Source organism: Bacillus sp. CZDM1 (assembly GCF_055502545.1).
Map to the genome: position 1 here is coordinate 263,580 of NZ_JBUESO010000003.1, position 15,365 is coordinate 278,944.

Annotated in this window: 12 protein-coding genes; all 12 read left to right on the forward strand. The window is 38.1% G+C overall.

The features are described 5' to 3' along the window. The first annotated feature begins 139 nt into the window (after window positions 1–139). Window positions 140–682, forward strand: a complete 543-nt coding sequence (gene hslV / locus ACY3XC_RS09025) for an ATP-dependent protease subunit HslV (protein WP_179161223.1) — start codon at window positions 140–142, stop codon at window positions 680–682. A gap of 16 nt (window positions 683–698) precedes the next feature. Further along, complete coding sequence (gene hslU / locus ACY3XC_RS09030; RefSeq protein WP_464868239.1) at window positions 699–2,102, forward strand: HslU--HslV peptidase ATPase subunit; 1,404 nt, start codon at window positions 699–701, stop codon at window positions 2,100–2,102. A gap of 54 nt (window positions 2,103–2,156) precedes the next feature. Next, the gene (gene codY, locus ACY3XC_RS09035; protein ID WP_179161221.1) at window positions 2,157–2,936 is read left to right on the forward strand and encodes a GTP-sensing pleiotropic transcriptional regulator CodY; all 780 of its coding nucleotides are present in this window, start codon (window positions 2,157–2,159) and stop codon (window positions 2,934–2,936) included. A 191-nt stretch (window positions 2,937–3,127) separates the two neighbouring features. Beyond that, complete coding sequence (gene rpsB / locus ACY3XC_RS09040) at window positions 3,128–3,832, forward strand: 30S ribosomal protein S2 (protein ID WP_179161220.1); 705 nt, start codon at window positions 3,128–3,130, stop codon at window positions 3,830–3,832. Between the two features lie 253 nt (window positions 3,833–4,085). Beyond that, window positions 4,086–4,967, forward strand: coding sequence for a translation elongation factor Ts (tsf, locus tag ACY3XC_RS09045; RefSeq protein WP_464868240.1), 882 nt, complete (start codon window positions 4,086–4,088; stop codon window positions 4,965–4,967). 110 nt (window positions 4,968–5,077) lie between these two features. After that, window positions 5,078–5,803 (forward strand): UMP kinase, encoded by a 726-nt coding sequence (pyrH, locus tag ACY3XC_RS09050; RefSeq protein WP_179161218.1) that lies wholly within the window; start codon window positions 5,078–5,080, stop codon window positions 5,801–5,803. Beyond that, window positions 5,803–6,360 (forward strand): ribosome recycling factor, encoded by a 558-nt coding sequence (gene frr, locus ACY3XC_RS09055; RefSeq protein ID WP_179161217.1) that lies wholly within the window; start codon window positions 5,803–5,805, stop codon window positions 6,358–6,360. The genes pyrH and frr overlap by 1 nt, the downstream gene beginning before the upstream one ends. Window positions 6,361–6,578: 218 nt before the next feature. Beyond that, window positions 6,579–7,358 carry an isoprenyl transferase gene (locus tag ACY3XC_RS09060; protein WP_464868241.1) on the forward strand — a complete coding sequence of 260 codons (780 nt, stop codon included), beginning with the start codon at window positions 6,579–6,581 and terminating at the stop codon, window positions 7,356–7,358. 44 nt (window positions 7,359–7,402) lie between these two features. Next, entirely contained in the window at window positions 7,403–8,191 is a 789-nt protein-coding gene (locus ACY3XC_RS09065) for a phosphatidate cytidylyltransferase (protein ID WP_464868242.1), read from the forward strand. Between the two features lie 149 nt (window positions 8,192–8,340). Then, the gene (gene dxr / locus ACY3XC_RS09070) at window positions 8,341–9,483 is read left to right on the forward strand and encodes a 1-deoxy-D-xylulose-5-phosphate reductoisomerase (protein WP_464868243.1); all 1,143 of its coding nucleotides are present in this window, start codon (window positions 8,341–8,343) and stop codon (window positions 9,481–9,483) included. Window positions 9,484–9,500: 17 nt separating this feature from the next. Beyond that, window positions 9,501–10,760 carry an RIP metalloprotease RseP gene (gene rseP, locus ACY3XC_RS09075; RefSeq protein WP_464868244.1) on the forward strand — a complete coding sequence of 420 codons (1,260 nt, stop codon included), beginning with the start codon at window positions 9,501–9,503 and terminating at the stop codon, window positions 10,758–10,760. A gap of 157 nt (window positions 10,761–10,917) precedes the next feature. Further along, entirely contained in the window at window positions 10,918–15,240 is a 4,323-nt protein-coding gene (locus tag ACY3XC_RS09080) for a PolC-type DNA polymerase III (RefSeq protein ID WP_464868431.1), read from the forward strand. Window positions 15,241–15,365 lie beyond the last annotated feature (125 nt).

The window sequence follows — 15,365 nt, forward strand, 5'->3', positions numbered from 1 at the left end:
AGGCTGTTTTCGTAAAGATTGTTGTTAAAATCCTAAAGCCGATTTTAACGAGGAACAAACTATTTTGTGCTCGAAATTAAGTTTGCATGCTCTTTTCTTAGAAAAGAGCCATTAGTAAAATGCAAGAGGAGGAAGAAAGATGAACCAATTTCATGCCACGACGATATTTGCAATCCATCATAATGGTCAATGTTCAATGTCAGGTGATGGTCAAGTCACATTTGGTAATGCTGTAGTGATGAAGCACACAGCAAAAAAGGTTAGAAAGATATTTAATGGAAGAGTATTAGCTGGTTTTGCTGGATCTGTAGCCGATGCCTTTACCCTTTTTGAAATGTTCGAAGGGAAATTAGAAGAATATAATGGAAACCTCCAACGAGCGGCTGTTGAGCTTGCTAAACAGTGGAGAAGCGATAAGGTCCTAAGAAAACTAGAAGCCATGTTAATTGTTATGAATCAGGAAGATATACTCCTAATATCAGGAACAGGTGAAGTAATTGAGCCTGATGATGGAATTCTCGCAATTGGTTCTGGTGGTAATTATGCGCTAGCAGCTGGACGTTCTCTAAAGAAATATGCAGGTGACCATCTTTCAGCAAAAGAAATTGCAAAGGCTTCTTTAGAAATAGCTGCAGAAATATGTGTATATACAAACCACAACATTATCGTGGAAGAGCTCTAACGGGAGGGAACCTAAAATGGCTAAAACAGATAACCTAACACCGCGTCAAATTGTTGAGAGACTTGATCAATATATTATTGGTCAGAAGGATGCAAAAAAGGCAGTTGCGGTTGCACTTAGAAATCGATATAGACGAGGTTTGTTAAACGAAAAACTCCGCGAAGAAATTATTCCTAAAAATATTTTAATGATTGGTCCAACGGGTGTTGGTAAAACGGAAATTGCCAGAAGAATTGCGAAACTGGTTGGTGCTCCATTCGTTAAAGTAGAGGCTACGAAATTTACAGAAGTCGGTTATGTGGGCCGTGATGTGGAATCTATGGTTCGTGACCTCGTTGAAACATCTGTCAGATTGGTTAAAGAGGATAGGATGTTGTCTGTGAAGGAACGTGCAGAGGAAAACGCAAATGCTAGGCTAGTTGATTTACTTGTTCCATCAGCAAAGAAAGCACAAAATTATAAAAATCCACTTGAAATGTTATTTGGCGGCGGCAATGCAGCTCCAGATCAGGATACTCAACAAGAGGATTACTCTGTTACTGAAAAACGTAAGATAGTAAGGGAAAAGCTTGCTCTTGGTCAATTAGAAGAAGAGATGGTTACGGTTGAAGTTGAAGAACAATCACCTTCCATGTTTGATATGCTTCAAGGTTCAGGGATGGAACAAATGGGGATGAACATGCAAGATGCGCTCAGCAGCTTTATGCCAAAGAAACGAAAGAAAAGAAAATTAACAGTACGCGAGGCAAGGAAAGTATTAACGAATGAAGAAGCTGCAAGGTTGATTGATATGGATGAGGTTACCACTGAAGCAGTTTACCGTGCTGAACAGACTGGTATCATCTTTATTGATGAAATTGACAAAATAGCCAGCAAAAACACTGGCGGTTCTTCAGCAGATGTATCTCGTGAAGGAGTCCAACGAGATATTTTACCAATCGTTGAAGGTTCTACGATTGTGACGAAATATGGATCAATAAAAACAGATTATATTTTATTTATCGCCGCTGGGGCTTTTCATATGTCAAAACCATCGGATTTAATACCAGAATTACAGGGACGTCTGCCGATTCGTGTTGAATTAACGAAATTAACGGTAGAAGATTTCTTTAGAATTTTGATTGAACCTGATAATGCTTTAATTAAACAATATCAAGCATTATTGGAAACAGAAGGTATACAAATTGAATTTTCTGACGATGCTATTCGTAGAATAGCTGAAGTTGCTTTCGAAGTGAATCAAAATACAGATAATATCGGTGCAAGAAGACTTCACACGATATTAGAAAAATTATTAGAAGACTTATCGTTTGAAGCACCTGATATTTTAATGGAGAAGGTTGCCATTACTCCGCAATATGTTGACGATAAGCTTGGAGCAATATCAAAAAATAAAGATTTAAGCCAATTTATCTTATAATTATATATCAATAAAACTTAATAATGGTTCCAGTTAATTAGGAGGAAGAAACAAATGGATTTACTTACAAAAACTAGAAAAATTAATGTGTTATTACAAAAGGCAGCAGGAAAGCCGGTAAACTTTAAAGAAATGTCTGAAACTCTAAGTGAAGTTATCGAATCAAATATTTTCATTCTTAGCCGCCGAGGAAAACTTCTTGGCTATGCGATTAATCAGCAAATAGAAAATGATCGCATGAAAAAGATGCTAGAGGATCGTCAATTTCCTGAAGAATATACGAATGGTCTATTTAATATTTCAGAAACATCTTCAAACCTTGATGTTGAAAGCCAATATACTGCATTTCCAGTAGAAAATAGAGACTTATTCCGTGAAGGATTAACTACAATCGTTCCAATTATCGGCGGCGGTGAGCGCCTCGGTACTTTAATACTTGCAAGATTACAAGAGAAATTCCATGATGATGACCTTATTCTTGCTGAATATGGTGCAACGGTTGTTGGTATGGAAATCCTACGTGAAAAGTCTGAGGAAATCGAAGAAGAAGCAAGAAGCAAAGCAGTAGTTCAAATGGCAATCAGTTCATTATCTTACAGTGAACTTGAAGCGATTGAACATATCTTTGAAGAGCTAAATGGACACGAAGGCTTGTTAGTTGCTTCGAAAATTGCAGATCGTGTTGGTATTACTCGTTCTGTAATTGTTAATGCTTTAAGAAAGCTTGAAAGTGCTGGAGTCATTGAATCTCGTTCTCTTGGTATGAAAGGAACATACATTAAAGTTCTAAATGATAAGTTCCTGGTTGAACTTGATAAATTAAGATCTAACTAATGAAACGAATCCCCGGTCTTACTGGGGATTTTTTTTGAAAGTAGAACTTGATTGTTATTCGCACATGTGCTATATTATTTAACGGTGTTATTACACACGCTTGTTGATTTAAGCAGCCGGTGCTGTTTATACAGTTGCTGTTTAAAAATGAGACTAAGCGGAGGAAAACGAAACCATAGGAGGAAAAAAACATGTCAGTAATTTCAATGAAGCAATTGCTTGAAGCTGGTGTACACTTTGGACACCAAACTCGCCGTTGGAACCCAAAAATGAAGAAATATATCTTCACAGAGAGAAACGGTATCTATATCATCGACCTACAAAAAACAGTTAAGAAAGTTGAAGAAGCTTATAACTGGGTGAAAGATCTAGCTGCTAATGGCGGAACGATCCTTTTTGTTGGTACTAAGAAACAAGCTCAAGATTCTGTTAAAGAAGAAGCAGCTCGTTCAGGTATGTACTTTGTTAACCAACGTTGGTTGGGTGGTACTTTAACAAACTTTGAAACAATCCAAAAGCGTATCGGTCGCTTAAAAGATATTGAAAGAATGTCAGAAGACGGTACTTTCGAAGTATTACCTAAAAAAGAAGTAGTTCAATTAAAGAAAGAACAAGAACGCCTTGAAAAGTTCTTAGGCGGAATCAAAGATATGAAGCAGCTTCCAGATGCACTTTTCATCATTGACCCTCGTAAAGAGCGTATCGCAGTTGCTGAAGCAAAAAAATTGAACATTCCTATCGTAGGAATTGTTGATACTAACTGTGATCCAGACGAAATCGATGTAGTTATTCCTGCGAATGACGATGCGATTCGTGCGGTTAAGCTTTTAACAGGTAAAATGGCTGACGCTATCCTTGAAGCAAAACAAGGTGAAGAAGTAGCTGTAGAAGCGTAATAGAAAAGCGGAATCGCCTTGGTTAGCCTCAGGCATAGCAAAAGACAAGCACTGTGGAAGGCGCTCTTTGCCTTCTGCAGTGATTGGCTTTTGACCTCGAGGGGCTAGGCGATGGAGCTGGGTAAGTCAAATAGTTTAAACTAAAAAAAGGTGATAAGAGGGAGACCCTTTATCACCTTTTTTTAAAGGTTAATCTTAGCATTCAATGGCTAAGCTATTAGTATGTACATAGGAATTAAAGGAGGAAAAAATCATGGCAGTTACTGCTCAAATGGTAAAAGAACTACGCGAAAAAACAGGCGCAGGAATGATGGATTGTAAAAAGGCGTTAACAGAAACAAATGGTGATATGGAAAAAGCAATTGATTTCTTACGTGAAAAAGGAATTGCTTCAGCTGCGAAAAAAGGCGACCGTATTGCTGCAGAAGGTTTAACATATGTTGTTGCTGAAGGAAACGAAGCAGTTATTTTAGAAGTAAACTCTGAAACTGATTTCGTTGCAAAAAACGAAGCTTTCCAAAGCCTAGTAAAAGAATTAGCTGCACACTTGCTTGCTAACAAACCAGCAACAGTTGAAGAAGCTTCTGCACAAACGATTAATGGAGTGACTGTAGCAGATTATATCAATGCTGCTATTGCTAAAATTGGTGAAAAATTATCACTTCGCCGCTTTTCTGTAGTATCAAAAACGGATAATGATGCTTTTGGTGCTTACCTTCACATGGGTGGACGTATTAGTGTATTAACTGTTCTTGAAGGTACAACTGAAGCGGAGGCGGCAAAAGATATTTCAATGCACATTGCTGCTCTAAGACCTTTATATGTTTCTCGTGATCAAGTTTCTCAAGAAGAAGTTGAGCGTGAGCGTCAAGTTTTAACTACACAAGCTCTTAACGAAGGAAAACCAGAAAAAATCGTAGAAAAAATGGTAGAAGGCCGTCTTGGAAAATATTTTGAAGATGTTTGCCTACTTGACCAGACTTTTGTTAAAAATCCTGACCAAAAAGTTCGTCAGTTCGTTGAGTCAAAAGGCGCTTCTGTACGTGAATTCGTACGCTATGAAGTGGGCGAAGGTATTGAAAAGCGTGAAGACAACTTCGCTGAAGAAGTTATGAACCAAGTTAATAAAAAGTAATAGGTTTGGTTATAAGGTACGATACGCAAAATATGTTTTGAATAGGGAACACGATGTGTTCCCTATTTTTAAAGGGTTTTTATAATAATATACATAATAAGGAGGTTCATATGAGCGGTCCTAAGTACAAACGCGTCGTTCTAAAATTAAGCGGGGAAGCACTTGCTGGAGAATCAAGCTTTGGTATTAAACCATCCGTAATTAAATCAATCGCTGGACAAGTAAAGGAAATTGCAGAACTTGGTGTTGAGGTGGCAGTTGTTGTTGGCGGAGGTAATATTTGGCGTGGTAAAATAGGCAGTGAGATGGGAATGGACAGAGCAACTGCTGATTATATGGGGATGCTAGCCACTGTAATGAATTCTTTAGCACTTCAGGACAGTTTAGAACACCTGGGAATTGAATCAAGAGTACAAACTTCAATTGAAATGCGTCAAGTTGCAGAACCATATATTAGACGTCGAGCAATGAGACATTTAGAAAAAAAGAGAGTGGTTATTTTTGCAGCCGGAACAGGAAATCCGTATTTCTCAACCGATACAACTGCGGCTTTACGTGCAGCTGAAATCGACGCAGAAGTCATCTTAATGGCAAAAAATAATGTTGATGGTGTGTATTCTGCAGACCCGCGCATTGATCCTAATGCAACCAAGTATGACGACCTCTCTTTCCTTGATGTACTCAAAGAAGGATTAGCTGTTATGGATTCAACTGCATCTTCATTATGTATGGATAATGATATTCCACTAATTGTTTTCTCGATAATGGAACAAGGAAATATTAAACGTGCAGTAATGGGTGAAAAAATTGGAACGATTGTTAGGGGGAAAAATTAATGCCAAAACAAGTGGTTTCAGCAACGAAGGATAGAATGCTTAAAGCAATTCAAGCATATTCCCGTGAGCTTGCTAGTATTCGTGCAGGGAGAGCGAGTGCTTCTTTACTAGATAGAATTACAATTGATTATTATGGAGCACCGACACCAGTGAATCAAATGGCTGGAATTTCTACTCCAGAAGCGAGACTCCTTGTCATCCAGCCTTATGATAAATCTATTCTTGGTGATATTGAAAAGGCGATACTAAAATCTGATTTAGGGTTAAATCCATCAAATGATGGTGTGGTCATTAGACTGGCCATCCCCCAATTGACTGAAGAACGCCGAAAAGAACTAGTGAAATTAGTGAAGAAAGAATCCGAAGAGGCAAAAGTAGCGATTCGTAATATTCGACGTGACGGTAACGATGATTTGAAAAAGCTAGAGAAAAACGGAGAAATTACGGAAGACGCCCTTAGAGGTTATTCAGATGATATCCAAAAACTAACAGACGAGCACATAAGTAAGATTGACCAAATAACAAAAGACAAAGAAAAAGAAATCTTGGAAGTTTAATTATTGTGAGAACCCTCTTTTTTAGGGGGTTTTTTAACTATTCGGCATTCTTATTTCTTGTACAAGTACATAACTTATTTAGTAGAAGATATATTTTTACTTTTTTGGTATGATAAAAGCATGCAAAAATCAGCATTCTTCATATATTTCAACACAGTCTCTGTGGGCATGATCTATTATCGGAGGAAATGATTATCTTAATTTGGAGGAGCAATGTTATGTTTAATAAAATAAGGCTTTGGAAGAATCAAAACAATAACTCTTCCATACTCCGAGAAAATATAGAAAAGGTTAAAAAATTGCCGGTACCGGAACATGTTGCGATTATTATGGATGGCAATGGACGTTGGGCTAAGAAGAGAGCCTTGCCACGAATTGCCGGACATCATGAAGGTATGAAGGTCGTGCGTAAGATAACGAAGTTAGCCAACAATCTTGGAATCAAAACACTTACGTTATATGCTTTTTCAACTGAAAATTGGAAGCGTCCAAAAAACGAAGTGGATTATTTAATGAAGCTTCCAGAAGAATTTTTAGGAACCTTTTTGCCTGAATTAATTGAAGAAAATGTTCAAGTAACGATGATGGGGTATAAAGACCAACTTCCGGTACATACATTAAACGCAATTCAAAGAGCGATTGAGGATACAAAGAATAATGATGGACTTGTATTAAACTTTGCACTTAACTATGGCAGTCGATCCGAAATTATTGATGCCACTAAAAAAGTCTTAAATGATTATAAAAGTGGAATACTAAAAGAAGGCGAGTTAAATGAAGAGATTTTCTCTTCGTATCTGATGACTTCTAACCTCAATGACCCGGACTTGTTGATTCGTACCAGTGGCGAAATCAGGCTAAGTAATTTTATGTTATGGCAATTAGCATATTCGGAATTTTGGTTTACGGATGTATTATGGCCAGATTTCAGAGAAAAACATCTGATTGAAGCAATTGAAGTATATCAAAACCGTCAACGTCGTTTTGGCGGAATCTAAAAAGTATCTCTCTCTCAAGTACTATAAAGGTGTTGAAATCTTAGATGAAGCAAAGAATCATTACAGGAGTTGTAGCAGCTGCTTTATTTTTACCTATTGTTTTTTATGGTGGACTGCCTTTTGTCCTCCTAACATATTTCCTCGCAACTGTGGGATTGTATGAGTTATTAAAAATGAAAAAACTTAGTATTTTTTCTGTTCATGGACTGCTGACTGTTTTATTTCTCTGGGTTATTCTTTTTCCAGAGCAGTATTATGATATAGTAAATACTTTTAATTATACAAAAACAGAACTGGGTATTGCTTTTATCCTTTTGTTATTGGCCAATACCGTGATAACAAAGAATCGATTTACCTTCGAAGATGCAGGTTTTTCTGTTTTATCAGCCATTTATGTGGGAATTGGATTTTACTTCTTTATTGAAACTCGTGATGCGGGTATAGTCTATATCTTCTACTCATTATTTATGATATGGGCTACTGATTCAGGTGCTTATTTTATCGGTAAAGCCACTGGAAAAAACAAACTATGGCCGGAAATAAGTCCGAATAAAACGGTTGAGGGATCTATAGGTGGAGTGGTTTCAGCCTTAATTGTTGCTGTATTGTTTGCAGTATTTTCTGAAATCAATGCTACAATCCTTACATTAATGGGAGTAACGGTTGTCCTGTCTATCTTTGGACAAATAGGGGATCTTGTCCAATCAGCTTTTAAACGACATTTTAATGTAAAGGATTCAGGAAATATATTACCAGGACACGGTGGAATCCTTGACCGTTTCGATAGTTTATTATTTGTACTGCCATTATTACACTTTTTTCACTTGTGGTAGATTACTGTCTAGCTGCAGCGCCTAGGGGCTCGGGGGCATAAGCCAATCACTTCGGAAGGCAAAAAACGCCTTCTGTCAGCGCTTGTCTTATGCCTGTCGCCCCTGGACAAGGCGCTTCCGCTTTTCTAAGTTAGGGAGTTGAATTTTTTTTGAAAAAGATTAGCATTCTGGGTGCTACTGGCTCGATTGGCACCCAAACTTTAGATATACTTCGTGAACATCCATCTGAATTTAAATTAGTTGCCATCTCGATAGGGAAAAATTTAGATTTAGCAAGAAAAATGATTCATGAATTTCAGCCAGAGCTAGTTTCTGTACAAGTGTACCAAGACTGTAATACATTAAAAGCAGAATTTCCTAATACTAAGTTCACCTTTGGTGAAGAGGGTCTCGTAGAAGCTGCAGTATATCCTTCAGCTGATATCTTAGTAAATGCTGTAATTGGAAGTGTTGGTTTAAACCCTACCTTACATGCAATTGAGGCGGGTAAAACCATTGCGATTGCCAACAAAGAGACACTTGTTACGGCTGGTCATCTTGTTATGGAGGCTGTGGAGAAAAATGGCGTGGCATTACTTCCTGTGGATAGTGAACATTCTGCAATTTTTCAGTGCTTACAGGGTGAAAAGGAAAAGAATGTAGAAAGATTGATTTTGACGGCATCTGGTGGCAGCTTCCGTGACCGTACACGTAATGAGTTAGAAGGAGTTACGATCAGAGAAGCCTTAAATCATCCCAATTGGTCAATGGGAGCAAAAATAACAATAGATTCTGCAACGATGATGAATAAAGGGCTTGAGGTGATTGAGGCTCATTGGCTGTACAACATGCCTTATGAAAAAATTGATGTGCTGCTCCATAAAGAAAGCATTATTCATTCTATGGTAGAATTTCATGACAGCAGCATAATAGCACAGCTTGGAACACCAGATATGAGAGTACCGATTCAATATGCACTCTCCTATCCAGACCGGCTGCCTCTACCTACTTCTCAAAGGCTGGATTTAGCTAAAATTGGTCTATTGCATTTCCAGGAAATGGACGTAAATCGTTTTCGCTGTATGCAATTTGCCTACGAGGCTGGCAAACAAGGCGGAACAATGCCTACAGTTTTGAATGCAGCAAATGAAGTTGCTGTAGCTGCTTTTTTAAATGAAAAGATTAGTTTCTTACAAATTGAGGATATGATTGAGAAGGCATTAAACAAGCACGAATTAATAAAAAATCCTGACTTATCCATTATTCAAGAGGTGGACAAAGAAACAAGACAATATGTAAATTCACTTCTATAAAAAAGGTGGTTTTTAGTTTGACTACAGTTATTGCCTTTATCGTTATCTTTGGTGCTTTAGTATTTTTCCATGAATTAGGCCATTTGGTTTTTGCGAAACGAGCTGGCATTTTGTGCCGCGAATTTGCAATCGGCTTTGGTCCAAAGGTTTTCACTCATAAAAAAGGGGAAACTACGTATACAATTAGGTTACTGCCAATTGGCGGGTTTGTTCGGATGGCTGGTGAAGACCCAGAGGGTGTTGAACTAAAACCTGGTTATAGGATTGGGCTCTTGTTTGACAAAGATAATAACGTAAATAAAATTATTTTGAACAATAAAGAAAAGTATCCTGATTGTCGAATTGTGGAAGTGGAGTATGCTGATATTGAACATAAGCTGTTCATTAAGGGATATCCAGAGGACGAGGAAGAAAGCTTGCAAACCTTTCCTATAAGTCCGACAGCTGTTACGGTAGAAAATGGGATAGAAACACAATTGGCCCCTTATGATCGTCAATTTGCTTCAAAAACGCTGCCTCAGAGAACTATGGCCATTTTTGCTGGTCCGATGATGAATTTCGTCTTGGCATTCTTTTTGTTCATTATTATTGCCTTTTTACAAGGTGTTCCTACTAACGAGCCTAAATTAGGTGTCATTACGCCTGATGGTGCTGCAAATGCAGCTGGATTATTAGAAGGAGATATTGTTCAAAGTATTAATGGCGCTGAAATCTCCAGTTGGTCTGATGTCGTAGAAATTATCAGAGAAAATCCTAATGAAAAACTTGATTTCTCTATAAGCCGTGATGGTAAAGATCAGGAAATCACTGTAACTCCGAAAGAGCAGAGTGTTGAAGGAGAAAAGATAGGTCTAATTGGCGTATACAGTCCAATAGAAAAATCTCCATTAAAAGCTATTACTGCTGGTTTTACTGAAACATATTTTTGGACAAAACAAATTTTTGTCATGCTTGGACAGCTAGTTACGGGTCAGTTCTCAATTGACATGCTTTCTGGACCTGTTGGAATATATGCTTCCACTGATACAGTAGTTCAATCAGGAATTTACTATGTGATGAAGTGGGCAGCTATTTTAAGTATTAACCTAGGAATCATGAATCTCCTGCCAATACCAGCACTTGATGGCGGAAGGCTAATGTTCTTTGCAGTTGAAGCTGTAAGAGGAAAGCCAATAGATCGACATAAGGAAGGAATGGTCCACTTTATTGGATTTGCACTCTTAATGCTCCTCATGCTGGTTGTTACATGGAATGATATCCAAAGATTTTTCTTGTAAATTCATTAAAAAGGGTTCAGTTTATGAACCCTTTTTTTTTACTGTTTTGGATATAGTTTTCTGTCGAATAAACCCGAATAAGAAAGTAAAATATGTTATAATTAGCTTTTGAAACTGAGATGATTAGAAAGATTTTATATAGATGGGAGAGGGAATGATGAGCGAACATGCCTCTGGCAAAAAAGAGCGATTCTTACTCTTGCTCCAGCAACTAGAATTAAAAGAGGACGCTGTAGTAGCACAATTTCAAAATGCACAAATTGAAAGATTTATTGTAGAAAAAAAGACACGTAAATGGCATTTTCAATTTTTACTAGAAAAAATTCTTCCTTTTAGTTTATATCTTCGTTTTACTACGCAGCTTGAAAGAAAGTTTTCTAGTATCGCAAAGATTTCCTATGAATTAAAAGTCGAAAATCCAAGCTTCCAACCTGAATTGCTTCTGGAGTATTGGAATTACAGTATTCAGCAAATCGATGGCATCTCACCGCCAATGTTAAAATTACTAAATGAACAGATGCCGGTACTTAGCGGGAATAAACTGACGGTATCAGTACGTAATGAGACAGAAGGAATGGCCTTAAAAAGGAAATATGGAGGGCTGATTACTAGTCTTTATCAATCATATGGATTTCCCAGCTTAAGTGTTGAAACTGATATTCAGAGCGGAGAAAAGAATGACGAATATCAACAATTCTTATTAGCGAAACAAAAAGAAGATCAGGAACGCGGACTGATGGCCTTAGCTGATTTACAAAAGAAAGAAGCTGAGAAAGATGCTGGTGGAGCTGCTCCAGAAGGGCCTCTCACAATCGGGCTAACCATTAAGGATGATCAAGACCTAAGAAGTATGATTGAGATTGTAGATGAAGAACGCAGAGTCACTGTTGAAGGGTTTATTTTTGATGCGGAGACAAGGGAACTAAGAAGTGGCCGTACGCTATTAACGTTTAAGATTACCGATTACACCAGCTCACTTATGGTTAAGATGTTCTCTCGCGACAAAGAAGATGCAGCCCTTTACCAGCTCATCAAAAAAGGAATGTGGGTAAGAGTTAGAGGCAGTATCCAAAATGATACATTTGTACGTGATTTAGTTATGATTGGTAATGATATAAATGAAATTAAGCCTGCTGGCCGTAAGGATACGGCGCCTGAAAATCAAAAACGAGTAGAACTGCACCTACACACGCCAATGAGCTCAATGGATGCTGTCACTCCTGTAGGAGCGCTCATTGCTCAAGCAAAGAAATGGGGCCATAAAGCGATTGCGGTTACGGATCATGCTGTTGCTCAATCCTTTCCAGAGGCGTATAGCGCTGGAAAGAAAAATGATATTAAAATTCTTTATGGTGTTGAAGTAAATCTTGTGGATGATGGTGTTCCGATTACCTATAATGACGCCCATCGTTTATTGGCAGAAGATACATTTGTTGTATTCGACGTTGAAACGACAGGTCTTTCAGCCGTATATGACACGATTATTGAACTAGCGGCAGTAAAAATACGAGATGGGGAAATTATTGACCGGTTTGAATCATTTGCTAACCCGCATCATCGACTATCAGCAACAACCATCAATTTAACAGGGATTACAGACGATTTGGTACAAAATGCTCCAGAAGTTGGAGAGGTAATCCAAAGGTTTTATGATTGGGCAGGAGACGGTGTCCTGGTTGCACATAATGCATCCTTCGATATGGGGTTTCTAAATGTAGGGTATAAAAACATTGGCCTTGAAAAGGCAAAAAATCCAGTTATTGATACGCTTGAACTAGGTAGATTCCTTTACCCCGAAATGAAAAATCATCGTTTAAACACATTAACGAAGAAATTTGATATCGAATTAACCCAGCACCATAGAGCCATATATGACGCAGAGGCGACTGGATATTTACTGTTAAAAATGCTAAAGGATGCTTCTGAAAAAGGAATAGAGTACCATGATCAATTTAACGATAACATGGGAAAAGGAAATGCATATCAGCGGGCACGTCCTTATCATTGTACTATACTCGCACAAACGGAAGCGGGTTTGAAGAATTTATTTAAACTTGTATCCATTGCTCATATTGAATACTTCTATAGGGTACCAAGGCTGCCAAGGTCCATTCTTCAAAAATACAGAGAAGGAATTCTTGTTGGCTCCGGCTGTAATAAAGGAGAGGTATTCGAGGGGATGATGCAAAAATCTCCAGATGAGGTGGAAGCATTTGCGCAATTCTATGATTACCTTGAGGTAATGCCGAAGGAAGTCAATGCTCCATTGCTTGAGATGGAACTCGTTCGTGATGAAAAGGCACTAGAAGATATTATTGGTAATATTGTAAAGCTTGGCGATAAATTAGGGATTCCTGTTGTTGCAACGGGTAATGTCCATTATTTAAATGAGAACGATAAGATTTATCGTAAAATCTTAGTTAACTCCCAAGGTGGAGCGAACCCGCTAAATCGCCACAAACTCCCTGATGTCCATTTCAGGACAACAAATGAAATGCTTGCAGCTTTTTCATTCCTTGGTGGAGAAAAAGCGAAAGAAATTGTTATAGACAATACGAACAAAATAGCAGATATGATTGATGTCATTAAGCCGATTAAAGATGATTTATACACCCCGAAAATTGAAGGCGCCGATGAAGAAATGCGAGAAATGAGTTATTCAATGGCAAAGAAGATATACGGAGAACAACTTCCGGAAATCGTTGAGGCACGCCTTGAAAAAGAATTGAAGAGTATTATTGGTCATGGATTTGCGGTAATCTACTTAATCTCCCATAAGCTTGTAAAAAAATCATTAGATGATGGGTACCTTGTTGGTTCGCGTGGTTCAGTAGGTTCTTCCTTAGTTGCCACTATGACAGAGATTACCGAGGTAAATCCTTTACCTCCTCATTATGTCTGCCCAACCTGTAAACATTCAGAATTCTTCAATGATGGTTCGGTTGGATCTGGTTTTGATTTACCTGATAAAGACTGCCCGCAATGTGGCGGAAAGTACAAAAAAGACGGACACGATATTCCGTTTGAAACCTTCCTGGGCTTCAAAGGGGACAAGGTTCCCGACATTGATTTGAATTTTTCCGGAGAGTATCAGCCGCGGGCACATAACTACACAAAGGTTCTTTTCGGAGAAGATAATGTTTTTCGTGCGGGTACGATTGGTACTGTTGCAGATAAAACGGCATTCGGCTATGTTAAAGCATATCAGCAGGACAATAATTTACAATTACGCCAAGCAGAAATTGAAAGACTTGCCACGGGCTGTACCGGTGTAAAGAGAACGACGGGTCAGCATCCTGGCGGAATCATTGTTATCCCTGATTATATGGATGTCTATGACTTTTCACCGATTCAATTTCCTGCTGATGATAGAAATTCGGAATGGAAGACGACTCATTTTGATTTCCATTCTATACATGATAATGTCTTAAAGCTAGATATACTTGGTCACGACGATCCAACTGTCATCAGAATGCTTCAAGACCTAAGTGGGATGGATCCAAAAACCATTCCTACGGATGATCCAGAAGTAATGAAAATTTTTAGCGGCACCGAATCATTAGGTGTTACTGAACAGCAAATTATGTGTAAAACCGGTACCCTTGGGATACCAGAATTTGGTACACGCTTTGTCCGTCAAATGCTAGAGGACACAAAACCTACGACTTTTTCTGAATTAGTTCAAATTTCAGGTTTATCACATGGAACAGATGTATGGCTGGGAAATGCACAAGAATTAATTCATAACCGAACCTGTAACCTAAGTGAAGTTATTGGATGTCGGGATGATATTATGGTCTATCTGATATACCAAGGACTAGATCCATCTTTTGCCTTTAAAATAATGGAATCTGTCCGTAAAGGGAAAGGCCTCAATGACGAAATGGAAGCAGAAATGCGTAAAAATGAAGTGCCTGAATGGTATATAGATTCTTGTAAAAAGATTAAATATATGTTTCCAAAGGCCCACGCAGCCGCGTACGTGTTAATGGCAGTTAGAATTGCTTATTTCAAGGTACATCTTCCGTTGATATACTATGCAGCGTATTTTACAGTTCGTGCCGAAGACTTTGATATTGGTGCAATGTCCCGTGGTTCTGAATCTATTCGGGCAATAATTGAAGAAATTAATGCAAAGGGACTTGAGTCGTCAAACAAGGAAAAGAACTTACTAACAGTTCTCGAACTAGCACTTGAAATGGTGGAAAGGGGTTATTCTTTCCAAAATTACGATTTATATAAATCGGATGCTTCTGAGTTCATCATTGAAGGAAATACATTGATACCTCCATTTAACTCCATACCAGGTCTTGGAACAAATGCCGCTTATAATATTGTAAAGGCAAGACAAGATGGAGAGTTTCTTTCTAAAGAAGATTTGCAGCAACGTGGTAAAGTGTCAAAAACTATACTAGAATATTTAGACAAGCAAGGCTGCCTAGGATCATTACCAGAACAAAATCAGCTATCGCTATTCTAGATAGTGAAAACCTATATAGAATGCGTTGCTGTTTGCATATAAAATTTGGTTATGGTATAGTTTTATTGGAAATACTAAGAAATACTCTCGTGTTCAAGAGTGGGGAAACCCGCTCTTTCGTTTTT

Excerpts from the sequence above, each read along its gene's own strand:
- hslV (WP_179161223.1), top strand. The coding sequence starts at position 140 with ATGAACCAATTTCATGCCACGACGATATTTGCAATCCATCATAATGGT.
- hslU (WP_464868239.1), top strand. The coding sequence starts at position 699 with ATGGCTAAAACAGATAACCTAACACCGCGTCAAATTGTTGAGAGACTT.
- codY (WP_179161221.1), top strand. The coding sequence starts at position 2,157 with ATGGATTTACTTACAAAAACTAGAAAAATTAATGTGTTATTACAAAAG.
- rpsB (WP_179161220.1), top strand. The coding sequence starts at position 3,128 with ATGTCAGTAATTTCAATGAAGCAATTGCTTGAAGCTGGTGTACACTTT.
- tsf (WP_464868240.1), top strand. The coding sequence starts at position 4,086 with ATGGCAGTTACTGCTCAAATGGTAAAAGAACTACGCGAAAAAACAGGC.
- pyrH (WP_179161218.1), top strand. The coding sequence starts at position 5,078 with ATGAGCGGTCCTAAGTACAAACGCGTCGTTCTAAAATTAAGCGGGGAA.
- frr (WP_179161217.1), top strand. The coding sequence starts at position 5,803 with ATGCCAAAACAAGTGGTTTCAGCAACGAAGGATAGAATGCTTAAAGCA.
- ACY3XC_RS09060 (WP_464868241.1), top strand. The coding sequence starts at position 6,579 with ATGTTTAATAAAATAAGGCTTTGGAAGAATCAAAACAATAACTCTTCC.
- ACY3XC_RS09065 (WP_464868242.1), top strand. The coding sequence starts at position 7,403 with ATGAAGCAAAGAATCATTACAGGAGTTGTAGCAGCTGCTTTATTTTTA.
- ACY3XC_RS09080 (WP_464868431.1), top strand. The coding sequence starts at position 10,918 with ATGAGCGAACATGCCTCTGGCAAAAAAGAGCGATTCTTACTCTTGCTC.